At 68.3% G+C, this 24497-nt stretch carries 27 protein-coding genes and 1 other annotated feature; of the genes, 16 read left to right on the forward strand and 11 right to left on the reverse strand.

The window, feature by feature from the left end:
- Nucleotides 1–24: 24 nt before the first annotated feature.
- The 5 genes from LG306_RS15645 to LG306_RS15665 all read left to right on the forward strand — a co-directional run bounded on the left by LG306_RS15645 (nt 25) and on the right by LG306_RS15665 (nt 3883).
- A complete protein-coding gene (locus tag LG306_RS15645; protein ID WP_404416466.1) occupies nt 25–312 on the forward strand; it encodes a type II toxin-antitoxin system RelE/ParE family toxin in 288 nt (95 codons plus the stop codon).
- Nucleotides 309–1058, forward strand: a complete 750-nt coding sequence (locus LG306_RS15650) for a DUF72 domain-containing protein (protein WP_404416469.1) — start codon at nt 309–311, stop codon at nt 1056–1058. Before LG306_RS15645 ends, LG306_RS15650 begins: the two co-directional genes overlap by 4 nt.
- 75 nt (nt 1059–1133) lie before the next feature.
- Complete coding sequence (locus LG306_RS15655) at nt 1134–2195, forward strand: NAD(P)-dependent alcohol dehydrogenase (protein ID WP_295165947.1); 1062 nt, start codon at nt 1134–1136, stop codon at nt 2193–2195.
- Nucleotides 2196–2340: 145 nt separating this feature from the next.
- Nucleotides 2341–3066 carry an acetoacetyl-CoA reductase gene (phbB, locus tag LG306_RS15660; RefSeq protein WP_404416473.1) on the forward strand — a complete coding sequence of 242 codons (726 nt, stop codon included), beginning with the start codon at nt 2341–2343 and terminating at the stop codon, nt 3064–3066.
- Nucleotides 3067–3166: 100 nt separating this feature from the next.
- Entirely contained in the window at nt 3167–3883 is a 717-nt protein-coding gene (locus tag LG306_RS15665) for a DUF4908 domain-containing protein (RefSeq protein WP_404419750.1), read from the forward strand.
- Here the strand turns inward: LG306_RS15665 and gloB are convergent.
- A complete protein-coding gene (gloB, locus tag LG306_RS15670; protein ID WP_404416476.1) occupies nt 3880–4608 on the reverse strand; it encodes a hydroxyacylglutathione hydrolase in 729 nt (242 codons plus the stop codon). The genes LG306_RS15665 and gloB overlap by 4 nt on opposite strands.
- Nucleotides 4609–4655: 47 nt before the next feature.
- Between gloB and LG306_RS15675 the strand changes: the two genes are divergently transcribed.
- The 5 genes from LG306_RS15675 (at nt 4656) to LG306_RS15695 (ending at nt 9292) form a co-directional block, all read left to right on the forward strand.
- Nucleotides 4656–5399 (forward strand): methyltransferase domain-containing protein, encoded by a 744-nt coding sequence (locus tag LG306_RS15675; RefSeq protein ID WP_404416479.1) that lies wholly within the window; start codon nt 4656–4658, stop codon nt 5397–5399.
- 60 nt (nt 5400–5459) lie between these two features.
- The gene (locus LG306_RS15680) at nt 5460–5969 is read left to right on the forward strand and encodes a SixA phosphatase family protein (protein ID WP_404416482.1); all 510 of its coding nucleotides are present in this window, start codon (nt 5460–5462) and stop codon (nt 5967–5969) included.
- Nucleotides 5966–6310, forward strand: coding sequence for a DUF952 domain-containing protein (locus LG306_RS15685; protein ID WP_404416484.1), 345 nt, complete (start codon nt 5966–5968; stop codon nt 6308–6310). The genes LG306_RS15680 and LG306_RS15685 overlap by 4 nt, the downstream gene beginning before the upstream one ends.
- The gene (locus tag LG306_RS15690) at nt 6307–7353 is read left to right on the forward strand and encodes a quinone-dependent dihydroorotate dehydrogenase (RefSeq protein ID WP_404416487.1); all 1047 of its coding nucleotides are present in this window, start codon (nt 6307–6309) and stop codon (nt 7351–7353) included. Before LG306_RS15685 ends, LG306_RS15690 begins: the two co-directional genes overlap by 4 nt.
- 70 nt (nt 7354–7423) lie before the next feature.
- Nucleotides 7424–9292 carry an ATP-binding protein gene (locus LG306_RS15695; RefSeq protein ID WP_404416490.1) on the forward strand — a complete coding sequence of 623 codons (1869 nt, stop codon included), beginning with the start codon at nt 7424–7426 and terminating at the stop codon, nt 9290–9292.
- On the opposite strand, the gene LG306_RS15700 is transcribed toward LG306_RS15695, so the two are convergent.
- Both LG306_RS15700 and LG306_RS15705 read right to left on the reverse strand, forming a co-directional pair.
- On the reverse strand, nt 9268–9657 hold the full coding sequence (locus LG306_RS15700) for a very short patch repair endonuclease (protein WP_404419752.1): 390 nt from the start codon (nt 9655–9657) through the stop codon (nt 9268–9270). The two genes, LG306_RS15695 and LG306_RS15700, sit on opposite strands and share 25 nt — an antisense overlap.
- A 90-nt stretch (nt 9658–9747) precedes the next feature.
- Entirely contained in the window at nt 9748–10233 is a 486-nt protein-coding gene (locus LG306_RS15705; RefSeq protein ID WP_404416493.1) for a peroxiredoxin, read from the reverse strand.
- Between the two features lie 129 nt (nt 10234–10362).
- Between LG306_RS15705 and LG306_RS15710 the strand changes: the two genes are divergently transcribed.
- A complete protein-coding gene (locus LG306_RS15710) occupies nt 10363–10932 on the forward strand; it encodes a YqgE/AlgH family protein (RefSeq protein WP_404416496.1) in 570 nt (189 codons plus the stop codon).
- A 24-nt stretch (nt 10933–10956) separates the two neighbouring features.
- Here the strand turns inward: LG306_RS15710 and LG306_RS15715 are convergent, their stop codons facing one another.
- The 5 genes from LG306_RS15715 to LG306_RS15735 form a co-directional block, all read right to left on the reverse strand.
- A complete protein-coding gene (locus LG306_RS15715) occupies nt 10957–11790 on the reverse strand; it encodes an outer membrane protein (protein WP_404416498.1) in 834 nt (277 codons plus the stop codon).
- Nucleotides 11791–11929: 139 nt separating this feature from the next.
- Nucleotides 11930–13630 (reverse strand): bifunctional protein-serine/threonine kinase/phosphatase, encoded by a 1701-nt coding sequence (locus tag LG306_RS15720; protein WP_404416501.1) that lies wholly within the window; start codon nt 13628–13630, stop codon nt 11930–11932.
- Nucleotides 13631–13672: 42 nt separating this feature from the next.
- The gene (locus LG306_RS15725; protein WP_404416504.1) at nt 13673–14455 is read right to left on the reverse strand and encodes a sulfite exporter TauE/SafE family protein; all 783 of its coding nucleotides are present in this window, start codon (nt 14453–14455) and stop codon (nt 13673–13675) included.
- 4 nt (nt 14456–14459) lie between these two features.
- Nucleotides 14460–15008: a rhodanese family protein gene (locus LG306_RS15730; protein WP_404416507.1), complete on the reverse strand. Its 549-nt coding sequence runs from the start codon at nt 15006–15008 to the stop codon at nt 14460–14462.
- Nucleotides 15009–15013: 5 nt separating this feature from the next.
- On the reverse strand, nt 15014–15346 hold the full coding sequence (locus LG306_RS15735; RefSeq protein WP_404416510.1) for an ArsR/SmtB family transcription factor: 333 nt from the start codon (nt 15344–15346) through the stop codon (nt 15014–15016).
- Nucleotides 15347–15417: 71 nt separating this feature from the next.
- Here LG306_RS15735 and LG306_RS15740 point away from each other — a divergent pair, with 71 nt between their 5' ends.
- Nucleotides 15418–16284 carry an MBL fold metallo-hydrolase gene (locus tag LG306_RS15740; protein WP_404416513.1) on the forward strand — a complete coding sequence of 289 codons (867 nt, stop codon included), beginning with the start codon at nt 15418–15420 and terminating at the stop codon, nt 16282–16284.
- A gap of 3 nt (nt 16285–16287) precedes the next feature.
- On the opposite strand, the gene LG306_RS15745 is transcribed toward LG306_RS15740, so the two are convergent.
- From LG306_RS15745 to LG306_RS15755, 3 genes are read right to left on the reverse strand one after another with little or no spacing between them, the layout of a single operon-like run.
- Nucleotides 16288–17955, reverse strand: coding sequence for a putative bifunctional diguanylate cyclase/phosphodiesterase (locus LG306_RS15745; protein ID WP_404416516.1), 1668 nt, complete (start codon nt 17953–17955; stop codon nt 16288–16290).
- Nucleotides 17956–17986: 31 nt separating this feature from the next.
- Nucleotides 17987–18565, reverse strand: a complete 579-nt coding sequence (locus LG306_RS15750) for a GNAT family protein (protein WP_284876867.1) — start codon at nt 18563–18565, stop codon at nt 17987–17989.
- Nucleotides 18566–18602: 37 nt separating this feature from the next.
- On the reverse strand, nt 18603–19196 hold the full coding sequence (locus tag LG306_RS15755) for a TetR/AcrR family transcriptional regulator (protein WP_404416519.1): 594 nt from the start codon (nt 19194–19196) through the stop codon (nt 18603–18605).
- A 47-nt stretch (nt 19197–19243) separates the two neighbouring features.
- Here LG306_RS15755 and LG306_RS15760 point away from each other — a divergent pair, with 47 nt between their 5' ends.
- The 4 genes from LG306_RS15760 to LG306_RS15775 all read left to right on the forward strand — a co-directional run bounded on the left by LG306_RS15760 (nt 19244) and on the right by LG306_RS15775 (nt 24493).
- A complete protein-coding gene (locus LG306_RS15760) occupies nt 19244–20080 on the forward strand; it encodes a metal-dependent hydrolase (RefSeq protein ID WP_404416521.1) in 837 nt (278 codons plus the stop codon).
- A 76-nt stretch (nt 20081–20156) separates the two neighbouring features.
- Nucleotides 20157–21653, forward strand: coding sequence for a DUF1800 family protein (locus tag LG306_RS15765; RefSeq protein ID WP_404416524.1), 1497 nt, complete (start codon nt 20157–20159; stop codon nt 21651–21653).
- 23 nt (nt 21654–21676) lie between these two features.
- Nucleotides 21677–22843 (forward strand): DUF1501 domain-containing protein, encoded by a 1167-nt coding sequence (locus tag LG306_RS15770; RefSeq protein WP_404416526.1) that lies wholly within the window; start codon nt 21677–21679, stop codon nt 22841–22843.
- A gap of 49 nt (nt 22844–22892) precedes the next feature.
- Nucleotides 22893–22956, forward strand: a sequence feature (sul1 is cis-regulatory element that is thought to sense ions involved in sulfur or methionine metabolism; They are found in Alphaproteobacteria).
- Nucleotides 22957–23014: 58 nt separating this feature from the next.
- Nucleotides 23015–24493: a SulP family inorganic anion transporter gene (locus LG306_RS15775; RefSeq protein ID WP_404419754.1), complete on the forward strand. Its 1479-nt coding sequence runs from the start codon at nt 23015–23017 to the stop codon at nt 24491–24493.
- Nucleotides 24494–24497: the final 4 nt, after the last annotated feature.

Consider the following 24497-nt stretch of genomic DNA (forward strand, 5'->3'; position numbering starts at 1 on the left):
CTAAGCCGCGCGGCGCGGGCGGACTTGCAGCAGGTCTATCTGCAAGGCCTCGAGCTGTTCGGGAGCCGTCAGGCCGATGACTATATCGAGGGTCTGTTCGCGAAACTGGACTTGCTTGCGGATTTTCCACGTCTTGGAGCGGGTCGACCGGAGTTGAGCGCGGACGCCCATGTGATCTTCTACAAAAGCCACGCCATTCTCTATCGAATCGACGAGGCGGACGTGTTCGTCCGACGCATTCGGCACGAGTTGGAAGACTGGCAGTCCGACACAACACGCGTCGGATCGAGCGACGAACGGAGCGAACCATGACCCACCCCATCCGTGTCGGCATCGGCGGCTGGACGTTCGAGCCGTGGCGCGGGGTCTTCTATCCCGAAGGGTTGGTTCAGAAGCGCGAGCTGGAATATGCGGCGTCGAAACTGACCTCGATCGAGATCAACGGCACCTATTATTCGACCTTCAAGCCCGACAGTTGGAAGAAATGGCGCGACGAGACGCCGGACGGCTTCGTCTTTTCGGTCAAGGCCAGCCGCTATTGCACCAATCGCAAGGTGCTGTCCGAAGGCGCCGAGAGCTTCGACAAATTCCTGAGCCAGGGCCTGACCGAACTGGGCGACAAGCTGGGCCCGATCAACTGGCAGTTCATGGGGACCAAGAAGTTCGATCCCGAGGATTTCGAAGGCTTCCTGAAGCTGTTGCCCAAGGAAAAGGACGGGGTGCGGCTGCGGCACGCGCTGGAGGTCAGGAACCCGACCTTCGCCACCGAACAATTCTATGACCTGGCCCGCAAATACGGCGCGGCCATCGTCTATGCGGTCGATGACGAGGAGCCGACCTGGCCCCAGATCGACGAGGCGACCGCCGACTTCAGCTACGCCCGGCTGATGTCCAGCCGCGACGACGAGCCGACCGGCATGACGGCGGCCGAGCTGGAGGCGGTGGCAAATCAAGCGAAAGCCTGGGCTGAACGCGGCGAGGTCTTCGCCTATTTCATCTCGGGTGCGAAGGTGCGGAACCCGGCGGCGGCTCAAGCGCTGATCGCAAAGCTGAAATAGCGGTCCGCCGTCTCGCGGACCCGTGCCGCCGCCTTATCTGAAGCCGGCTCATCGCAAAGCCTGAAGGACTACCCCATGCCGATCGCCACACGCGCTTTCGCCGCGACCGCCGCCGACAAGCCGCTGACGCCCTACAGCTTCGAGCGTCGCGATCCCGGCCCCGACGATGTGCTGATCGACATCAAATACTGCGGTGTCTGCCACTCCGACCTGCACGCCGCGCGCGGCGAGACGGGCGGCACGGCCTTCCCCCTGGTGCCGGGTCATGAGATCGCGGGCGTGGTCAAGGCGGTCGGATCGAACGTCACCCGCTTCAAGGAAGGCGACCGCGTCGGCGTCGGCTGCATGGTCGACAGCTGCCGTGAATGCGCCTCCTGCCAGGAAGGCGTCGAGCAATATTGCATCCCCGGCTTCACCGGCACCTATGGCGGCAAGGACAAGAAGGGCGGCACGTCGGAAGCCATCACCCAGGGCGGCTATTCCGACCACATCACCGTCGATCAGCATTTTGTCCTGTCCATCCCCGACAGCCTGGCGCTGGATGTCGCCGCCCCCCTGCTGTGCGCGGGCATCACCACCTATTCGCCGCTGAAGGAATGGGGCGTTGGCCCCGGCTCCAAGGTCGCGGTCATCGGCCTGGGCGGTCTGGGCCACATGGCCGTCAAGCTGGCGGCGGCCATGGGGGCGGAAGTCACCGTCCTGTCCACCTCGGACCGCAAGAAGGCCGACGCCGAGCGGATGGGCGCCAAACACTTCCTGATCAACTCCGACAAGGATGCGATGAAGGCGGCCGCCGAGAAGTTCGACCTGATCATCAATACCGTCTCGGCCACGCACGAGATCGCCAGCCATATCCAGTTGCTCGCGCGCGACGGCACAATGATCATGCTGGGCCTGACGACCGAGGGCCTGCCGGTCTTCGCCATGCCCCTGCTGTGGCGTCGTCGCCGCATCGCCGGCTCGCTGATCGGCGGCATTCGCGAAACCCAGGAGATGCTGGACTTCTGCGCCGAGCACGGCATCGCCTGCGACATCGAGACCATCGCTCCGGATCAGATCAACGACGCCTATGAGCGGATGCTGAAATCCGACGTCCGCTATCGCTTTGTCATCGATATGGAAAAGCTGGCCGCGTGATCGCCTGAAGCGAAGATCAACCAAACGCGACGGAAGCATGAAACTTCCGTCGCGTCAGATTCTCGCCTTGCGCGCTTCCGCTCCCTCGTTAATCCTGAACTCCGACAAGGCCTTCTGAAGGGTCTGCACAGGGACAGGAGACGATATGGCGCGCGTAGCTTTCGTGACGGGCGGGACCCGGGGCATCGGCAAGGCGATCGTTCAGCGCCTGCACGAGGACGGCCTCAAGGTCGCCGCCGGCTATTCCGGCAACGACGAGGCGGCCAAGGCTATCGCCGACGCGCTGGACGTCATGGTGGTCAAGGGCAATGTCGGCAGCTTCGACGACTGCGCCCGCGCGGTGAAGGAGGTCGAGGATCAACTCGGCCCCATCGACATCCTGGTCAACAACGCCGGCATCACCCGCGACGGCTTCTTCCACAAGATGAGCCACGACCAGTGGTCCGACGTGATCCGCGTCAACATGGACAGCGTCTTCAACATGACGCGCCAGGTCATCAACGGCATGCGCGACCGGGGTCACGGGCGCATCGTCAACATCTCCTCGATCAACGGTCAGAAGGGTCAGATCGGCCAGACCAACTATTCCGCCGCCAAGGCCGGGATGATCGGCTTCACCAAGGCGCTGGCGCTGGAAAATGCGCGCAAGGGCGTGACCGTGAACTGCATAGCGCCCGGCTATATCGACACCGAAATGGTCGGCGCCATGGACCCCAAGGTGCTGGAGGGCATCATCAGCCACATCCCCGTCGGTCGCCTGGGCAAGGGTGAAGAGATCGCCGACATGGTGTCCTGGCTGGTGGGCGAGCGTGCCGGATATGTCACAGGCTGCACACTGTCGCTGAACGGCGGTCAGTACCTGGTGGGTTGAGGCGGGCTTCGCCCAAAATCCGCCGCGCGCGGGTTTCATCAAGTCTGTCATGAAGTTGTTGGGATCGGTCAGGGCGAAAAAATCGCCACGCGTGACCGCGATGGCGGTCGCCGCCATCGCGGTCATCGGCGTGGGCGTCGCCGCGCCCGTGGTCGTCCCGACCGAAAGCCATGCCCAGTCCCGCCGGACCGTGCCGCCGACCGCCCGCTATGTCAGCAGCAACGGCCAGGGGTTCATCCTGGACACCTCCGGATCGCGGCCGCTGATGCGGCTGGAACGCTCGACGGAGGTCTGGGTCTTGCGGCCGACGCCCGCGCCGCGCGGCGACATCATCTATCGCAACGACAACGGCGATCAGGTGCTGAAGGTCACGCCTGACGGCGCGATCACCCTTTACACGACCACCGCCCCGCAAGGCTCGCCCGCCTCGCGCGTTGGCGAGGCGCCGGGCTTGGCCAGCGCGGCCATGACCGGGGCCCAGTTGGTCGACTATTTCATGCGTCAGAGCTACCGCGCCAGTCAGGCGATGGGCCGTCTGATCGTCATCGACGTGGACATTCAGCCCGGCTCGGAACAGGTCGCCGCCGACACTGTCTCGGCCGCCAGTGACGCCATCGTGCGCATGGCGCGGTCTTCCAACCTGCGCGCCCAGGTCGAGCGGGTCCGCCGCGTCGTCGTGTCCGATCAGGGGCGTCCCGGCGTCAGCCTGGTCCAGGGCACGCTGCGGATCGTCATCGATGCCGACGCCGGCATCGCCGGCCGCCCGTCGTCGGCCCGGATCGTGCGGGTCGTGGGCGGGGACGCCCTGAACCGCTAACCCTGGAAGCTGTCCTTGGCCGCCCGGCGCGCGGCGAACTGATCCGCATCCGTCGCGGTCAGGAACGGATTGAACCGCTTCTCCACCCCCAGCGTCGTCGGCACCGTCGGTTCGCCCCGCGCGCGCGCCGCGAAAATCGCCTCGGCATGGGCGGCGGTTTCGGGCCGGTCATCCAGGCTCAGGGCGAAGCGCGCGTTGGACGCCGTATATTCGTGCCCGCACCAGATCACGGTCTGATCGGGCCAGGCCTTCAGCCTCTGCAGGCTCTCGAACATCTGCTCCGGCGTACCCTCGAACAACCGGCCGCAGCCCAGGGCGAACAGGGTGTCGCCGGTAAAGGCCAGATCGTCCGCCGGCGCATGAAACACGACATGGCCGAGGGTGTGGCCGGGCGTTTCAGTAACCTCGAACCGCGTCTCGCCCACCATCACGACGTCGCCGTCCGCGACCACGCGGTCCAGCGGCGCGACCTTGCGCACCTCTTCCGGCCCGACGATTTCGCACGCCCAGTCGGCCTTCAGCCGCGCGTTGCCCTCGGTGTGGTCGGGATGCCAGTGGGTGTTCAGGATCAGGTCCAGACGCCCCCAGCCCAGGCCTTCCAACTCTTCCACAATGCGCGCCGCGTCCGGCGTATCGACCGCCGCGACCACGCCGGTCGCCGCATCGCGGATCAGGAAGCCGTAGTTGTCGCTGCGGCACGGAAACAGATGCACATCCAGGGTCATGCGCCCATCCTAGCAGCAGGGCGGCCGACAGGCCTATAGTGGGGCTTATGCGGCGCAGCATCGACGAGCTTCGAACCTTCTACGGCGAGCCGACCGGAGCGCTGGCGCGACGGCTGGTGGCGCGACGGGTGGACGACGCCTGGGGCGAGGCGGCCGATTGCGACGTGCTGGGCGTCGGTTACGCCACGCCCTGGCTGGACGCCTTCGTCGGGGCGCGGCGCGTCGTCGCGGCCATGCCGGGCGGGCAAGGCGTCGAACACTGGCCGACGGTCGGGCGCAACCGCACCCTGCTGGTTGACGACCGCCGCCTGCCCTTCCCCTCCGGATCGTTCGACCGCATCCTGCTGGTCCACGCTCTGGAAGAGGCCGACGACCCCGCCGCCCTGCTACTGGAAGCGGTGCGCGCGCTTTCGCCGACCGGGCGCATCATCCTGGCGGCGGCGGCCCGCGGCGGCCTGTGGGCGCGGGCGGACAACACCCCCTTTGGTCACGGCCGCCCCTTCACCCGGCGCCAGTTGGAACGACTGGTGCGCGACGTCGGGCTGGAGCCGATGGCCTGGTCCCAGACCCTTTATGTCCCGCCGTGGGGGCCGATGCTGCCGCTGGCCGAAGGATTCGAACAAGTCGGGCGCCGGGTCTTTCCCGGAACCGCCGGGCTGATCCTGCTGGAGGCCTCGCGCCACAGCTACGCCCGCATGCGACCCAGCGGCCATGCCCAGCGCGTCGCCGCCCCCGTCCTGGCGCCCCAGCCGGCCGCCTCCGTCTCTTCGCGGGGCGAACATCGCGACTGACGGCGAGTTGACCGTCGCCCCATCTGGCGGGCCGGGCGAAACCGCCTTATGGCGAAGGCCATGCACCGACTGATCCTGATGCGGCACGCCCAGGCCGAAGCCTCCGCCCCCTCCGGCGGCGACGAGGCCCGTCCCCTGTCCGCCGCCGGCCGCGCCGAGGCCCTGGTGATGGGGCGCGCCCTGGCCGAGCGGGGCCTGAAGCCGGACCTGGCGCTGGTGTCCACCGCCGTGCGCACCCGCCAGACCTGGGAGCAGATGCACGACGCCTTCGGCGATGTCGAAGTCCGGGACGAGGACGCCCTCTACAACGCCCCCTCCGACGTGATCCGCCGCTTCGTCGAGGCCAGCGAGGACGAGGCGGGCTGCCTGCTGATCCTGGCCCACAATCCGGGCGTCCACGTGCTGGCCGCCGAATATCTGATCGAAAGCGCCGCCTCGCCGGCGGTGGTGGACAAGCTGTCGGCCGGCTTCCCGACAGGCGCCGCCGCCCTGTTCAGCGTCGATGTCGCGGGGCGCTGCACCTACGAAGGTTTCCTGACGCCGCGGTCGCTGGGCGCGCCATCAGAATGACCGACATAGCCTACAAGATCGTCGACGCCGCCGAATGGCGCGCCGCCATCGCCGAGGGCCGATACGACGGCGCGCCCGTCGATCTGGCCGACGGCTACATCCACATGTCGACCGAGGCGCAGTTGGCCGAGACCGCGCGACGTCACTTCGCCGGGCGCGGCGATCTGCTGCTGCTGACCGTCGATCTCAGCGGTTTCGGCGACGACCTGATCTGGGAACCGTCGCGCGGCGGCGATCTGTTCCCGCATCTCTACACCCCCCTGCCCGTCGCCGCCGTCACGGCCTCGCGCGCCTTTTCCGTCGCGGCCAACGGCGAGATGGCGTTCGAGGACGACGCATGAGCCTGACCGATCTTGGCGCCGTCGTGCTGCGCCGGCTCGATCCGGAGCAGGCGCACCAGCTGGCGATCAAGGGGCTGGCGCTGGCCCCGTTGCCGACGCCGCCTGCGGACGATCCGATCCTGAGAACACAGCTGGCGGGGCTGGATCTGCCCAATCCGGTCGGTCTAGCGGCGGGTCTGGACAAGAACGGCGAGGCCCTGCGCGGCGTGTCGCGTCTCGGTTTCGGCTTCGTCGAATGCGGCTCGGTCACGCCCCGGCCGCAGCCCGGCAATCCCAAGCCCCGCCTGTTCCGCCTCAGCGAGGACCGGGCCATCATCAACCGGATGGGGTTCAACAACGCCGGGCTCGACGCCTTCGCCGAGCGGCTGAACCAGCGCCCGACGGGCGTCGTCGTCGGCGCCAATCTGGGGGCCAACAAGGACACCGAGGACAAGGCGGCCGACTACGTCGCCGGCTTGCAACGCCTCGCCGGTCGCGCCGCCTATTTCACCGTCAACATCTCTTCGCCCAATACGCCGGGTCTGCGCGCGCTACAGGGCCGCGCGCAGCTGGACGACCTCCTGGGTCGCATCGACGCCGCCCGGCCGGCTGCCGCACCTGACCGCGTGCCCGTCTTTCTGAAGATCGCGCCCGACCTAATCGCCGACGAGATCGGCATGATCGTCGAGGCGTCTCTGGCCCACCGGATCGACGGCCTGATCGTTTCCAACACCACGCTGGAGCGCCCCGAGACCCTGCGCTCTCCGAACGCCCGCGAGACCGGCGGCCTGTCCGGCGCGCCCATCCGTCCCTTCGCGGAAAAGGCCCTGCGCGCGGCGGCCGAGGCCGCCGCCGGTCGTCTGCCCCTAATCGCCGTCGGCGGCATCGACAGCGGCGCCGAGGCCTATGCCCGCATCCGCCTGGGCGCATCGGCGGTCCAAATCTATTCCGCCCTGATCTACGAGGGGCCCGGCCTGGTCGCCCGCATCAAGCGTGACCTGGCCGCCCGCCTGCGCTCAGACGGCTTCTCCACAGCGGCCGAGGCGATCGGGACCGGCCGTTGACGGAGCGTTAGTGTCGATCGGTCTAGGGTGAACGATGCGAGCGACCCGCGTTCGTCATTCGAGGACCTGAATGAAATCGACCGCCGTCGATATCGCTGAAAACAGCTGGACCGCCGCCGTTCGCCAACGCTCGGACGCCGCGTTGCACAGGCTCGTGGCGTCGGCGGCGGTCGCCTTGGTCGTGACCCCGATGGTCGGTGTGGGCTTCACGATAGGCTGGGCGACCCTCTATCTGGCGGTGCAACTTATCGAGGCTTGGGTCTATCGCCCGATCTTGAAAGGTCGCACGGAGCTGTCCAGCGGTCGCAAGCTCGCAATCCTGACCATGGTCGCCCTGAACGCGACCGTCTTCTCGGGTCTCTCGCTGGTCATCTGGCGGGTAGGGGGCGCAGTCGGCGGCGTCTGCGCGTCGCTGATGCTCGCCGGATGCATGCTGACGGCCATGCTCAACGCCAGCCGCTGTCAGGCCGTCATGATCGCAGGCTTGACGCCCCAGATCGGCTTCCTGATGGCGACCCCCTTCTTCGTCTATGCGCTGGGCGCGTCCGGCCCCTTGGTGATGTCGGCGGCGGCGACGGTGGTCGTCTTCATCTTCTACGTCGCCATCACAGGCCAGCGCATGATCGAGGCCAGTGGCAATGTCGTGCGCGCCCAAGTCTTGGCCGAGGAATCCCGCCTCAGAGCCGAACGCAACCTGGCCGACCACACCACATTCCTGGCGGCCATCGGCCACGACCTACGCACGCCGATCGGCGCGATCCTGGCCGGAGCCGCCGAACTGCGCGCCCCCGACGCCCAGTCACGCACAAGCGCCAATCTGATCACCGACGCCGGCCTGATGATGAAGGCCCTGCTGGACGATCTGCTGGACCACACGCGGATCGGCGCGGGGCGGATGACGGTCGAGGTCCAGGACTTCGACCTGCGTCAGATGTTGGCCCAGACCTTGATGCTTTGGCGTGGCGTCGCGGACGCCAAGGGGCTGAAGCTGCGCATCGAGGGCGCCTCGACCGTACCGCGTCACGTGAAGGGCGATGTCATGCGCATCCGTCAGGTGCTGAACAACCTGATGTCAAACGCGATGAAATTCACGGACGAAGGCCAGATCACCCTGCGCGTCCAAGCCTGGCCGGAAGAGCCTTCGGGATACGCCCTGCTGTTCGAGATCTCAGACACCGGTCCGGGCATGACCGCCGATCAGTTGGCCCGCCTGTTCACCCCGTTCGACCAAACTGCCGATGGCGTCACCGCCCGCCACGGCGGCTCGGGCCTGGGTCTGGCGATCAGCCGCAATCTGATCGACCTGATGGGCGGGCGACTGACGGTCCGCAGCGCGCCGGGTCAGGGCTCGCGCTTCACCGTCTCCCTGGTTCTGCCGCGTGGCGACGAGGCGGTACAGATCGCCGATGCGGTGGATGAAAGCCGTCTGGACATCGCCCGCTCGTTGACGCCCACAGTCACGCCTAAGCCCCAACTCTCATCCGTCGCCCCTGCGCCCGAGCCCGAGCCTGAGCCGGTCGCCGACGAGACCGGCGACCAGCCGCTGCGCCTGCTGGTCGTGGACGATCACGACATCAACCGCCGCGCGGTGCAGCTGATCCTTCAGCCGCTGGGCTGCGAGATCACGACCGCCGCCGACGGCATGATCGCGCTGGAGCGCTGTCAGGAGGCGGTGTTCGATGTCATCTTCATGGATGTGCGGATGCCCGAGCTGGACGGACGCGAGACGACGCGTCGTCTGCGCGCCGGCGGCGGACCCAACGCCGCCACTCCGGTCGTCGCCGTCACCGCCGACACCGCGCCCGAGGACGTCGCGGCCTGTCAGGCGGCGGGCATGGCCTATTTCGTCTCCAAGCCCCTGACGCCGCCCGCCCTGATCGGCGCCCTGCAGCACGTGCTGGACGACACCGCCGCTCAGGCGACGACAAAGGCTGCCTGACCCCGGACGGTCGCGATCAGACGCGCGTCGAAGTCGGCTTGTTTCATCTCGCATTCCCAGACGACGACCACGCGCCAGCCTGACGTCTCCAGCGCCTGACCAGCGGCGGCGTCGCGCGCGCGGTTTCGGTCAATCTTGGCGATCCAGTAATCGGCGTTGGTCTTGGGCTGACGCGCGCCGCGCGGGCAATCATGGCCGTGCCAGAAGCAGCCGTGGACGAACAGGGCGACCTTGCGGCCTTTCATCACCACATCCGGACGGCCCGGCAGACCCATGCCGCCCAGCCGATAGCCGATCCCGGCCGCACGCAGGATCCTGCGCACGGCCAGTTCCGGCGACGTGTCCCGCCCCTTCACGCGACGCATCACGGCGCTGCGCTTCTCGGGGCTGAACACATCCGTGTTCACGATCAATCCACGCTCAAGTAGCGAAGCGGTAGCGTGGATTGATCCAATTTAGAGCTGCGCCAGCAGATGCTCGGCGGAGGACACCTTGAACTCGCCGCCCTGTTCGATGTTCAGCTGCTCGACCACGCCGTCCCTGACCAGCATGGAATAGCGCTGCGAGCGCTCGCCCAGGCCGAAGCCCGAACCGTCCAGCACCAGACCCAGGGCGCGGGTCAGTTCGCCATTCCCGTCGGCCAGCATGACGATGCTGTCGTCAGTGATGCCCTGGCTCTCGCCCCAGGCCTTCATGACGAAGGCGTCGTTGACCGAGATGCAGGCGACCGTATCGACGCCCTTGCCCTGGATATCGGACAGGTGATCCTTGAAGCCCGGCAGATGGCGCGCCGAGCAGGTGGGGGTGAAGGCGCCGGGCACGGCGAACAGGGCCACAGTCTTGCCGGCGAAGATGTCGTCAGTGCTGACGGGCTTGGGGCCCTCGGCGGTCGCTTGGGCGAGGGTTGCGTTCGGGATGCGATCGCCGATCTGAATGGTCATGTCTGTCTCGCTGAGGTTTGAGGCCGGCGCGTTTGAACGGCCGTGTGCGACACATAGACACCACGGGCGACACCGCAAGCGCCGGTTCGGCTTGCTTGCGCCGCTTTCCGGACGGATGATGCGAAGATCATGAGCCAAGCCTCCACCCTGACCGGCCGACTGCTGGTCGCAATGCCCGGGATCGACGACGCCCGGTTCGAGCACGCCGTCATCCTGATCTGCGCCCACGGGCCGGATCACGCCATGGGCCTGCGGCTGGATCGACCGGCGCCGGGCGTGGATCTGAAGACGGTTCTGGACAAGCTGGACGCGCCGGCGCCCGATCAATCCATCGGTCGCGCGGTTCTGATGGGCGGACCGGTCGAGCGCGAGCGCGGCTTCGTCCTGCACACCGACGACTGGACGGTGGGCGACGACACTCTGGCCTTCGGCGACGGTCTGGCGATGACCGGAACGCGCGAGGCGCTGGACGCCATGACCGATGAAGTCGCCGGCCCGCGCCGATCGGCTCTGTTGCTGTGCTACGCCGGCTGGGGCGAAGGGCAGTTGGAGGAAGAGTTGGCCGACAACGTCTGGCTGACCGCCGATGCCGATCTAGACCTGATTTTCGACGGCGAACACACGTCGAAATGGACACGCGCCCTCGCCCAGCTGGGCGTGGACGCGGCCATGCTGTCGAGCCAGGGCGGTCGGGCCTGAGGCCCGGACCGCCCGTCTTCAGGCTTAGAAGCGGTAGTTCATGCCGATGCGGACCATGTGAGTTCCGAAGCGGCCGTTGCTGCGGATCATGTCGGTGCCGGTGGTGTTCGGGGCCGAGATGAAGGGGTTGGCGACCGGCGTCGTGCCGGTGTTCCCGACGCGGATCACCGGGCTGTCGACGTCCAGCGAGGTGTAGAGGTATTCACCGCTGACCGTCAGGCCGCGACCCAGGGCATATTCCACACCGCCGCCGGCCTGCCAGCCGTCGCCGTCATCGCCTTCGCTGGTTTCGGTGAAGCTGTTGGCCTGGTTCGAGGTGCGGAACTTGTTTTCGAACTTGCCATAGGCGTAGCCGCCGGTGCCATAGATCAGCGCCGGACCTGCTGCATAGCCCAGCTTGAGGCGGGCGGCTGCGGTGCTCTCCAGCTCACGCGTGAAGGTGTAGAAGGCGGGGGTGGTCGAGAAGCCGGTCACCGAATCCTGGACATTGTTGACGCTGTATTCCGCAAGGGCGCCGACGACGAAGTTGCCGAACTGCATGTCGTAACCGGCGCGGACGCCGGCTTCGACGCCGTCGTTATCGTCACGGCAGCCTGTGCCGGGGGCGGTGCTGGTCGCCATGCCGCCGCAGAAGCCGGGGCTGAAGGCGTTGCCGAGGGCCGTCGTGACCTGATCGCCGTAGCGGCCATCCAGATTGCGGTCGAAACCGAGGTTTTCGTCGCCGTCGTCGTTCGCCTGGTTGTAGCCGCCGAAGATGCCGATGTAGAGGCCGGACCAGTCGGGGGCGACGGACTGCGCCAGGGCGGGGGTGGAAACCATGGCCAGGGCCAAGGCGCTGGAAGCGAGGGTCTTGATCATTTGGGGAGGCTTTCGTGCCGAGAGTGCGGGCGCGACATCCCCGCTCGCCGTCACAAAAGCTGAGAGCGGCCACAGGTTCCTTGGCCGACCCATCGCTAAATGTCGCACATCCAATAGCTTAGGTTGTGCGTAGGCCGCCCTAGCGCGTCGCCATGGACACCAGAAAAGCGATCAGCAGGACCAGGCTGACTCCTTGCCAGAAGCGCACCGGATCGCGCTCGATCAAGGACAACTGACGCGGCGGCGGCGCGGCGACGGCGCTGCCGGTTTCCAGCACATGGATCAGTTCCTCCACATCCTCGAACCGCTCGTTCGGATCGACGGCGACGGCGCGCATGATGGCCGCCTCCAGCCAGGCAGGCATATCCGGCCGGTGTCGCGTCGGCGGTGCGGGCGCCCGGTCGAAGCGCGGCGCATCGGCCGGATCCACCTCGCCCCACGGATAGGTTCGGGTGAACAGCCGATACAGCGTCACTCCCAGGGCGAACTGATCCGTGGCGGCGTCGCCACTCTCGCCGGCATACATTTCCGGCGCCTTGTAGCCGGCGGTGCCCGGCGCCTCGGCCTCGGCGAACTCCTCGGCCAGCCGCAGGCGCGCGACTCCCAGATCGACCAGTTTCAGCCCGCCCTGTGGCTCCAGGATCACATTGTCCGGCTTGATGTCGCGGTGCGTCACTCCCGCCCGGTGCAGGGCCGAAACCGCGCGCGACAGGCGCAGGGCCACGCCGATCCCTTCGGCGATCTCGAACGGCCCCTCCTGCGCCAACCGCGCATGCAGGGTCTGACCGGCATGGAAGGGCTGGGCGATATAGAGCCGGCTCTGGCGACCGGCGTCCAGGCTCAGCACCTTGCCGACGAAGGGGCTGTCGATGCGCCGCCCGATAAAGGCTTCGCGCAGGAAGGCGGTGCGGGCGCCGCGTTCGGACACCACGGCGGGCTTGGGAAACTTCAGCACCACCATGCCGGCGTCGCCCAGCGTATCCTTCGCCAAGAACAGGGTCGTATAGCGCCCGTCCGCCACGATCCGCTGAAGCGCGAACCCGTCGACGTTGTCGCCGACGGCAGGCGGCGGCAGAATGGCCAGCCCTTCCGCCTCGGCCGTGATCGCCTCCCAGTCGGGCGCGCCGGTGCGGACCACGTCGATGACGATGACGGTGGCGTTGTCGCGCGGCCCCGCAGCCTCGACCTCGGCCAGGATCGCCCTGGCGTCCGCATCGGGCGAACTGCGCCGTCCCAAAAGGCCCGCGATCGCCGCATCGGCCAGCACCCCATGCACCCCGTCGGTGGTCAACAGCAGACGATCGTGCGGTTCCAGCCGCACTTGCCGGACGTCCAGCTTCACATCCGCCTCGATGCCGACGGCGCGGTACAGCACATGGCTCAAGCCCTGCTGGGCACGCGTGTGATCTTCCGTCAGCCGCGTCAGCACTCCGTCGCGGAAATGCCAGGCCCGGCTGTCGCCCACATGAAGCGCCGTCGCCTCGCGCCCGCGCAGGATCAGTGCCGTGAATGTGGTCGCCGCCCCCTCCATCGCCGGATCGATCCGCCCGCGCGAATGGAGCCAGCGATTGAAGCCCCGCAGCGCCTTGATGCCGTTGGCCGCGATGCCGTTCAGCGGGTTTTGATCCAGATAACCGTCGATGAAGCTGCGCGTCGTCAGCTCCGCCGCCATCCGCCCGGCCTTTGACCCCGACACCCCGTCGGCGATCACCGCCACGACCCCATGCTCGCGCTGCTCGGCCGCCGTGCCGATATGGACGCCGCCGAAATCCTGATTATCCGCCTTGGGCCCCTGCAAGGTCGCAAAGCCGGCGGCGATCTCCAGTCTGGCGTCGGTCATGGGCCGAACTGTCGTCGAAAGACGGCCCGCTGAACAGAGGTCTCAGAGCGCCAGGACGGCGCGCACCGCGACATAGGCGGCGACCACCAGGATCAGGCCCGCAAACAGGATGCGCCCAAGCCGGGCGTTCGATCCCAACCGGCGCGCCAAGGGCAGGCCCGCCGCCGTCCCCGCGACGCCACCGACCGCCATGGCGGCGACCAGGCCCGGATCGACCCAACCCGACAGCGCATAGTTGCCCGCCGTCGTCGCTCCGAACGCGGCGACGCTGAGCAAAGATGTCGCCTGGGCGGTCGCCAGGCTCATGCCCGTCGACGCCATCAGGCCGGGCACGATCAGAAAGCCGCCGCCGATGCCGAAGAAGCCTGCGGCCGAGCCGACGCCAACGCCCGCCACGCTGACGCGCGGCGACATCGACCAGTTCAGCCGGGGTTCGACCCGGGCAATCGCCGCCTTGGGACGCAGCATCGATACGCCCACGGCCGCCATGGCGACGGCGAAGATCAGCAGCAGCTGATGGCCGTCGATCATCTTGGCCAGGGACGATCCGAACCAGGCCCCGGCGGCGCCGGTGATGGCGAACAGGGTGGCGCAGGGCCAGCGCACCCGCCCTGCCCTGGCGTGACCGGCCAGAGCCGTCAGGGCGTTCAGCGCTACGCCCGCCGCCGACACGCCGATGGCGACGTGCGGATCGGCGACACCGACGACATAGAGCAGCAGCGGCACGGCCAGAACCGACCCGCCGCCGCCGAACAGGGTCAGCAGCAGGGCGACGACGCCGCCGCTGAAAGCGGTCAGGACCAGCGGGGTCAGTTCGACCGTCATCCGATCACGCCACTGTCGTCACGGGCCGGGTCGCGGCTCTGTTCCAGGGCATCACCGCCAGCAGCTGCGCCATGCCGCAAAATCCCGTCGCGCCCGCGAAGAACAGGCCCGCGCCGACGAAGGCGGACAGACTCCAGAAGGCCGGATGCACCAACGTCCCCAGCGCCGCCCCGATCAGGATCAGGCCGCCCGCGACCATCTGAACCTGACGCATCAGTTCGATCGGCTTTGAGCGGTCGGCGTGGATGGCCAGGCCCTGCGCCTTCCACGCGTCCAGCCCGCCTTCCAGGACAAAGGCTTGGCCCGTCGTCTTGGCCGCCAGACGGTCGCAGTTGACGCCCGTCCGATTGCCGGTCCGGCAGGTGAAGATGACGTCGCGCCCGTCGGCGCCCGCCGGCGTGTAGGCGTCAAAGGCCGACAGCGGCGCATGGACGGCGCCGACGACATGTTCTCTGGCGAACTCATCCGGCTCGCGAATGTCGACCAGCACGGCCGTGTTTTGCTTCAGCCGACGCGAAACCTCGGCGGGCGACAGGGGGGTCAGGACGCTCATGGGGATCATGCCTCTTCGGAAGAAACAGGGGGACAGTAGATTTCGGCCAGCACGGCGATGACCTTCAAGACGGCCGGATCGGCGATGCGGTAGAAGATGGTCGTGCCGTCGCGCCGCGTGCTCACCAGCGCCTCGTCGCGCAGCTTGGCCAGGTGCTGGGACAGGGCCGATTGCGACAGCCCGACCTGGGGCAGCAACTGGCCGACGGACATCTCGCCCTCGCCCAGCTGACACAGGATCATCAGCCGCTTCTCGTTGGACAGGGCGCGCAGCAACGCCGCCGCCTCGCCGGCGCTGGCCTGGAAACGTTCAAGTCCGATGGTCTGAAGGTCGATCATGGGGCGCAATATATGCGCACTTGCTAAATAAGCAATGCCTAATATATTGGATTGCGAAAGGAGCGTCCTCCATGACCCAATCCCCCGACGTCCGCGGCTTTTTCGATCCCGCGACCCACACCGTCACCTATTTGGTCAGCGACCCCGCGACGGGTCACGCGGCGATCATCGACCCCGTTCTGGACTTCGACGCGGCTTCGGCCCGCACCTCGACGCGGTCGATCGACGCCGTCATGGCGGCGCTGCGGTCGGAAGCGCTGACCTTGGCCCTGGTGCTCGAAACCCACGCCCACGCCGACCATCTGACGGCGGCGGCGCACCTTCGCGCGGCGACAGGCGTTTCGATCGGCATCGGCGGGCGGATCACCCAGGTTCAGTCGGCCTTCGGCCCCCTGTTCGGCGCCGAAGACGTGCGCCCGGACGGCGCGGTGTTCGATCATCTGTACGCCGACGGCGACGCCTTCGCGCTGGGCGACCTGACGGTCGAGGTGATCCACACGCCCGGCCACACCCCCGCCTGCGTCAGCTACCGGATCGGCGATGCGGTCTTCACCGGCGACACCCTGTTCATGCCCGACTACGGCACGGCGCGAACGGACTTTCCCGGCGGCGACGCCCGGACCCTTTACCGCTCGATCCAGCGCCTGCTGACCCTGCCCAACGAGACCCGCATCTTCGTCGGCCACGACTATCTGCCCGAGGGCCGCACCGACTTCCGGTTCGAGACCACCGTGGCCGAACAGCGCGCGCAGAACATCCACATCGGCGGCGGCGTATCGGAAGACGCTTTCGTCGCCATGCGAGAGGCCCGCGACGCCACGCTGGGCGCGCCGCAGCTGATCCTGCCCTCGCTTCAGGTCAATATCCGAGCCGGCGACCTGCCGCCCCCGGACGCCAACGGCCAGCGCTACCTGCGCCTGCCCTTGAACGCTATCTGAGCCCTAAGCCGACCGCTGCTTCAGCGGGGCCGTGCCGTCGGCCAGGCTTTCGGCCAGATAGACCTCAGCCTCCTGCGCCGGCAGGGCGGGGGCATAGCCGAAGCCCTGGCCGTACTGGCATTGGGCGTCCAGCAGCAGGCGGGCCAGTTCGGCGTTCTCCACGCCCTCGGCGACGACTTCCAGCGACAGGTCGCGGCCCAGGTTGACCACCGACTTGACGATCTTGGCCGAGCCTTCGTCCTTGTTCATCGTCAGCACGAAATAGCGGTCGATCTTCAGCGTATCGAACGGAAGGCGCGCCAGATAGGACAGCGACGAGAAGCCGGTGCCGAAGTCGTCCAGCGCCAGAGAGGCTCCGACGTCCTTCAGCGATTGCAGCACCTCGGCGGCGCGTGCGGTGTCGCGCATGATGTCGCCCTCGGTGACCTCCAGCTTGAGCGCGCCCTTGGGCAGGCCGGTCTCCTTGATGATGCGCGCCACGTCCTCGCACAGGTGCGGGCGCTCGATCTCGCCGACCGACAGATTGACGCTGCAGAACAGCTTGCCGGCCAGCGGATGGCGTTCGATCCATTCCGCCAGTTGCCGCGCCGACTGAGTCATCATCAGCAGGCCCAGGTCGTTCATCATGCCCAAGTCGGCGGTCAAGCCCAGGAACTCGTCCGGCGGCACCAGACCCCGGCGCGGGTGACGCCAGCGCGCCAGCGCCTCGAAACCGGCGACGGCCCCGGTGTTCAGGTTCACGATCGGCTGGAAGAAGGGCACGATCTCGCCGCGCACGAAGGCGTTCCTCAGATCCGCCTCCAGCGCCAGACGGCTCAAGCTGTCGCTTTCCAGCGCCCGGCCATAGGCGGCCGATCCGCCGCGCCCGGCGCCCTTGGCCGATTCCACCGCCAGCTCGACCCGGCGCAACAGCTCGGCGGCGTCGGGCGCATCCGGCCCGCCCTCCACCATCACCGCCCCGATCGAGACGGTCGGATAGATGTCGAAGCCCGCGACCCGCAACGGCTGTTCCAGCGCGTCGCGCACCCGGTAGCTGGTGTGGGACGCAGTCTTGGGGACGATGATGGCGAACTCGTCTTCGCCGATCCGCGCGGCCGAGGCGTCCTTGTTGAAGGCGGCGGCCAGACGCGAGCCCAGGGCCGACAGCACCAGGTCGGTCCGCTCATGACCCAGCGCCTCATTCAGGCGCCGCAGCCGGTCCACGTCGCCGACCACGATCTCGTATTCGCCAGGCTGGGTCAGCACCTCGCTGACGCGGGCCAGGAAGGCGCGACGATCCAGCAGGCCCGTCAGCGTATCGCGGTCCGATCCGGCGAACTTGGTCTCCAGCGCCACGACGCCGGCGGCGCGCAGGCCGTCTTCCAGCCAGACGCCGCGCCACAGACAGGTCTCGGACCCGCGCATGCGCAGCCGCACGGCGATCTCTGCGCCCTCGTCCTGGGGTTTGAGCATCCGTTCGGCCAGGCTGCGATCCTGCGGCATGGCCAGGGCGACGAATCCGGCGGCCGTGCATTCCGGCGCCAAGGGTCCCAGGCCCAGCGATCGCGTAGCCCCGGTGAAACGCAGTTCGTCCGCCGCAGGCGTCCAGACCCACAGGGCCGTCTCGGCGGCGGCCAGCGCCTCGATGGCGGTCGTGGCGTCCCAGGCCAGCGATCGGGATCGTGGTGTCACGCGTCTCGCCCTTCCAGACGGCCCCCGGCCGTCAACGCTCGTCCTCGACCAGGCCGAACAACAAATGGTCTGCCCACTCGCCGTTAATTTTCAAATAAGCGCGAGCCCGACCTTCGTTGCGAAAGCCGGATTTCTCCAGCACCCGTCGCGACCCGTGATTGGTGGGCAGACAGGCCGCCTCCAGCCGGTGCAGCTTCAGCTTGTCGAAGGCGTAGCCGACGACGGCCCGAACGCCCGCCGTCGCCACGCCCTGACCGGAAAACGGCTGGCCGATCCAGTAGCCCAGCGTCCCGGTCTCGGCGACGCCGCGCCGCACATTCGACAGGGTCACCGCCCCCGCCAGGGTCTTGCCGTCCTGCACGAAGACGAAGAAGGGCCAGGCGTTGCCCAGCTCCATCTCGCGCGCATAGATCGACAGCCGGCGCCGGAAGGCCGCCTTGGTCAGGTCGTCCTCGGGCCAGGCCGGCTCCCACGGCTGCAGATAGTCGCGCGAGCCGTCGCGCAGCGTGGACCAGGCGGCGTAGTCGGCCGCGCGCGGCGGGCGCAGCATCACGCCGTCCCCCCGGATCACGGGGCCGGCTACATCGCTCATCCAGTCCAGAAGCGCCATCGATGGGGACTATAGCATCAAGATTCGGCTCTGAACCTTACGGTTCGGCCAAAAGTGTCGCGGTCAGCTTCAGCGCCAGGTCGCGGCCCAGCCCCTCCGGCGCGCCCAGCATCGGCGTCAGGATGTCCCCGATCAGCCCCTCGGCGAAGGCCATATAGGCCGCCGTCACCACCAGGGCCTTGGCCCGCTCGGCCGCCCTGGGATCATCGGGCGCCATGGCGGCCAGCCGTTCGGCCAGATCGCGCACCACCTCGGCGAAGCTCTCCGCCCGGCCCTGCTCGCGCGCCAGCGCCAGCCAGGCCGCCATCTGCGAGGCCCCGCCCGGTCCGAAGGCGTCGAACACGACGCTCATCAGCCGCCCCGGCTCGACGCCGTCTCGGCCTTCTCCCAGGCCAGCCTCGATCCGCTGCGCCAGATCGCGCACCATCGCATCCATCAGCGCGCCCTGAAGCCCGGCCGCCGAGCCGAAATGGTGGATCAGATTGGCGTGGCCCACGCCCATCCGCTCGCCCACCGCCTTCAGCGTCACCGCAGCCGGCCCGCCCGACAGCAGCAGGTCGCGCGCCGCCTCCAGCGCCTCTTCGCGCGCCACCGCCCCGCGTCGTCGCTTCACCGGACCATTAGTTGACATTGATGTCAGTTAACTCCATCCTCCGCTCGAAATCGAGGAGCAGAACCATGGCGAAATCCGCCACCCCCGCCGACCTCCAGATCAAGCCGCGCGACCTGCATATCGACCGCGAGGCTCCGACGCCACGGTGGTGGCTGAACGGCGACTCGTTCGGCACCGCCGTGATGAACGCCCTCAGCCTGACCTTCCCCGACGGCGAGCGGTTCTTCATCCAGTCGGTCAAGCGGTTCGCCAAGGACGCGCCCCCGGCCCTGGCCGCCGACATCCGCGCCTTCACGGTTCAGGAGGGCGCCCACACCCGCGAACACATGGCCTTCAACGCCATCACCGAACGCGCCGGCTACGACACCGCCGAGATCGAGGCCTATGTCACAGCCCGTCTCGACATCGCCCGCGCCCGTCCGCCCCTGGCCCAGTTGGCGGCGACCATGGCGCTAGAGCATTTCACTGCCGCCTTCGCCCATCGACTGCTGGCCGATCCGGAGCTGCTGAAGGGGTCGCCCCACGACCTGGCCCGCCTGTGGCGCTGGCACTCCATCGAGGAGATCGAGCACAAGGGCGTGGCCTATGACGTCTTCCTGCACGCGACCCGGGACCTCAGCCCGCTGAAGCGCTGGCGCATCCGGCGCTGGGCCATGTTCCTGACGACGCTGCTGTTCACCCGCACGGTGCGCGAGACGACCTTCATGCTGCTGAAACAGGACGGCATCGTCGGATGGCGGGCGCGTCTGGGCCTGTTCCGTTGGCTGTGGCTGAAGCCGGGTCTGTATCGCCGGATGATCGGCGACTACCTGGCCTTCTACAAACCCGACTTCCATCCTTGGCAGATCGACGACCGCGACCTGATCGCGGAAGCGGAGGCCGGCCTGGCCCAACCGGCCTGACTCCTAAATCCGACCCCGCGACGGAGTTTTCGCTCAAAGGCGTTACAGTGTGCGGGGGACGGACGAGGAGAAGGCCATGGCTTCATCACCGACCGACGCCGCCGTCGCCCTGACCCGCCTGGGCCTGGGCGCCCGGCCCGGCGAGATCGACCGCGTCGCCGCCGATCCGCGCGGCTGGGCCATGGGCCAGATCCGGCCCCGGGGCGCGCCCCAGCCGTCCGGCCAGTTCGCCGACACCGCCGAACGCGTCGCCCAATATATCGACTATCAAAGCGACGCCGGCCTCTCGCGCCGCGACCGACGCGCCGCCGCTCCGGCGACGGCCGAGGCCGCGCCCTCCCCTTCCCCCGCTCCCGGCCTGCCGGACGCCGCCGATCCGCAGGCCGTCGCCCGGCGCGAAGCCCGCCAGGCCGCCCGCCGCGACATCACCCAGGACACGGCGCAGGAGTTCCTGGCCCGCGCCCAACTCGGCGCGACCACCGAAGACGGCTTCGCCGAGCGCTGGGCCCTGTTCTGGTCGAACGCCCTGACCGTCTCAGCCACCAAGTTCGCCAGCGGCGCCTTCGTCGGTCAGTACGAACGCGAGGCCATCCGCCCCCATGTCTTCGGCCGGTTTGAGGATCTGGTCCTGGCCGCCGAACAGCACCCCGCCATGCTGCTCTATCTGGATCAGGCCCGCTCTGTCGGTCCTGACAGCATGGCCGGCGCGCGCCGCAACGCCGGGCTGAACGAGAACCTGGCCCGCGAGATGATGGAGTTGCACACCGTCGGCGCCGACGGCGGCTATACGCAGGGCGACGTGACCGAACTCGCCCGCGCCCTGACCGGCTGGTCCATCCCCGCCGCCCGCGACCAGCGTCAGCCCAGTCGCCCTCAGCGAGCCCGCAGGATGGCCGCCCAGACCGAGCCCGGTCCCGACGGCTTCGTCTTCCGCGCCAATGTCCACGAACCCGGCGCCCGCACGGTGATGGGCAAGACCTATCCGGCGGCGGGCGTGGCCCAGGGTCAGGCCATCCTGCGCGACCTGGCCCGACATCCGGCGACGGCCAAACGCCTGTCGCGCCGTCTCGCCGCCCATTTCGTCGCCGACGATCCGCCGCCCGCCCTGGTCGCCCGGCTGGAAGCGGCCTGGACCGGCTCCGGCGGCGACCTGGCCCAGGTCGCCCGCGCCCTGATCGACGCGCCCGAGACCTGGGCGCCCCAGCCCGCCAAGATCAAGACGCCCTACGACTTCATCGTCTCGACCCATCGCGCGCTGGGAACCCAGCCTCAGCGGATCCAGCCGTTACGCCAGGCCCTGCTCGACATGGGCCAGCCGCCGTTCGCGCCCGCGTCGCCCGAGGGCTGGCCCGATACGGCCGCCGACTGGGCCGGTCCCGACGCCCTGGTCAAACGGCTGAATTGGTCGCGCACCGCCGCCGATCGGGCCCAGGCAAGCGACCCCAATGCGGTCGCCGCCTCCGCCCTCGGCCCGCGCCTCGGCGAACGCACCCGACTCGCCGTCGCCCGCGCCGAAAGCCGGCCCGAGGCCCTCACCCTTCTGTTCATGTCGCCGGAGTTCCAACGCCGATGACCGCACCTAAAGCAAACCTCAGCATGAACCGCCGCCGTCTGCTGGCCGCCGCCTCGGCCGGGGTCGGCCTGGCCTTCGCCGGCCGTGTCGCCGCCCAGACCAACGGCCAGGCCAACAAGATGGTCGTCGTCATCGCGCGCGGCGCCATGGACGGCCTGTCCGTCACCGTGCCCTACGCCGATCCGAACTACGTCCCCTTGCGCGGCGGTCTGGCCATCGCCGCCCCCGGCGAGGCGAATGGCGCCCTGGCCCTGAGCGAAGGCTTCGGCCTGCATCCGGCGCTCGCGGGCCTGCACGCCCTCTATGGTCAGGGTCAGATGCGGTTCGCCCCCGCCGTCGCCCTGCCCGTGCGCATCCGCTCGCACTTCGACGCCCAGGACGTGCTGGAGAACGGCGGCGAAGGTCTGCGCCAGCAATCCGACGGCTGGCTGAACCGCGCCATCGTCGCGGCCGGCGGAACGTCGCTGAAAGGCCTGTCCATCGGCGCCCAGACGCCCCTGATCCTGCGCGGCGACGCCCCGGTGTCCAGCTGGGCGCCCGGTGGTCTGGTGCGTGACGGCGACCGCATCGCCTCCCTGCTTCAGGATCTCTATGTCGAGGATCCGATGCTGGGCCAGAACCTGGCGCGGGGTCTGGCGACCGAGCAGCTGGTCGGCATGGAGGCCGGGGACCAACGCCTGCGTCGCAACGACGTCCAGGGCCTGGGTCAGGCCGTCGCCAGGCTGATGACCGGACCGGAGGGCGCCGACATCGTCGCCGTCTCGCTGGACGGCTGGGACACCCACGCGGGCCAGCGGGCGCAGCTTCAGACCCGGCTGGCGGGCCTCGATCAACTGGTCACGGGCCTGAAGGGCGGCCTGGGCGAGACCTGGTCGCGCACGGCGGTCATCGTCGCCACCGAGTTCGGCCGCACCGCCCGCGCCAATGGCACCCAAGGCACCGACCACGGCACCGGCTCGTCGCTTCTGCTGGTGGGCGGCGCGGTCAAGCGCGGCGGCCCGATCGGCGACTGGCCGACCCTGGCCGACAACCGCCTGTTCGAAAACCGAGACTTGGCGCCGACGCTAGATATTCGTTCGGTGTTCAAGGGCGTGTTGCGCGATCACATGGGCCTCGACCGCGCCGCCCTGGACGGCCGCGTCTTCCCCGGCAGCGCCGCCGAAGCGCCGGCGATGGATGGACTGGTCTAGCCGCCACGCTTGCTTTTTGCGGCGCAACATCGCATCAGGGCGCCATCACCTTGGACCCGGCCCTGTTCGCAGGCGACGGGTGGCTATCCCCGCCGCCGATCCGCTGGGAAACCGAGCCGCCGGAAACCGAAACGTCGGTCAGGCTCATCCAGATGAAATCCTGACATGTCCATTATCGCCTCCGCGCGCCAGCAATGGCTCGCCAATCCTCGCCGCGATCTTCTGGCGGGGACCGTCGTGGCCCTGGCCCTGATCCCCGAAGCCATCGCCTTTTCCATCATCGCCGGCGTCGATCCCGCCGTCGGCCTCTACGCCAGCGTGGTCATCGCCGTGACCATCGCCTTCGTCGGCGGGCGGCCGGCCATGATCTCGGCCGCGACCGGCGCCATGGCCCTGCTGATGGTCACGCTCGTGCGCGACCACGGGCTGGAATATCTCTTCGCCGGCTCGATCCTGTGCGGCGTGTTCCAGATCGTCATCGGCCTGCTGAAGCTGGGCCGCTACATAAAGTTCGTCAGCCGCAGCGTCATGACCGGCTTCGTCAACTCCCTGGCCATCCTGATCTTCCTGGCCCAGATGCCCGAGCTGATCGGCCGGGGCTGGATCACCTACGCCCTGGTCGCGGCGGCCCTGGTCGTCATCTACGGCTTCCCGCGCCTGACCAGGGCGGTGCCCTCGCCCCTGGTCGCCATCGTCGCCATCAGCGCCCTGGTGATCGTGCTGAAGCTGGACGTCCGCACCGTCGGCGACATGGGCCAGATGCCCACGACCCTGCCGATGTTCCACCTGCCCGCCGTCCCCCTGACGTGGGAGACGCTGGTCATTATCGCCCCGATCTCAGCGACACTGGCCTTCGTCGGCCTGCTGGAAAGCCTGCTGACCGCCAACCTGATCGACGACATCACCGACACCCCGTCGGACAAGGATCGCGAGACGCGCGGTCAGGGGATCGCCAACATCCTGTCGCCCCTGTTCGGCGGCATGGCGGGCTGCGCCATGATCGGCCAGTCGATGATCAACGTCACCTCGGGCGCGCGGGGCCGACTATCGACCCTGTGGGCCGGGTTGTTCCTGCTGTTCCTGATGCTGGCGCTTCAGACCTGGGTCGCCCAAATTCCAATGGCCGCTCTGGTCGCCGTCATGATCATGGTCTCGATCGGCACCTTCGACTGGTCCTCGGTGATGAAGCTGCGCTCTACCCCGCTTCAGTCGTCCATCGTCATGATCGCCACGACCGTGACGGTCGTCGCCACCCACGACCTGTCCAAGGGCGTGATCCTGGGCGTGCTGCTGTCGGCGATCTTCTTCATGCGCAAGGTCGGCAAGACCATTGCCGTGACCGAGGTTCCGACGCCGGAACCGGGCGTGCTGCGCTACCGCGTCTCAGGCCAGCTGTTCTTCGCCTCGGCCGATCTGTTCGCCGTCAGCTTCGAGCATCACGGCCAGCCCACACGTGTCGAGATCGATCTCGGCGACGCCCATCTGTGGGACCTGACCGGCGTCGCCGCCGTGGACAAGGTCGTCTTCCGCTACCGCCGTCAGGGCGCGGACGTGCAGGTCTTGGGCATGAACGACGCCGCCCGCACCCTGGTCACGCGGGTGGGGCGGTTCGAGAAGATGCATCTGCCGGACGGCGCCGGCGCGCATTGAGCCG

The organism is Brevundimonas vesicularis (genome assembly GCF_044807075.1).
GTDB lineage: Bacteria > Pseudomonadota > Alphaproteobacteria > Caulobacterales > Caulobacteraceae > Brevundimonas > Brevundimonas vesicularis_G.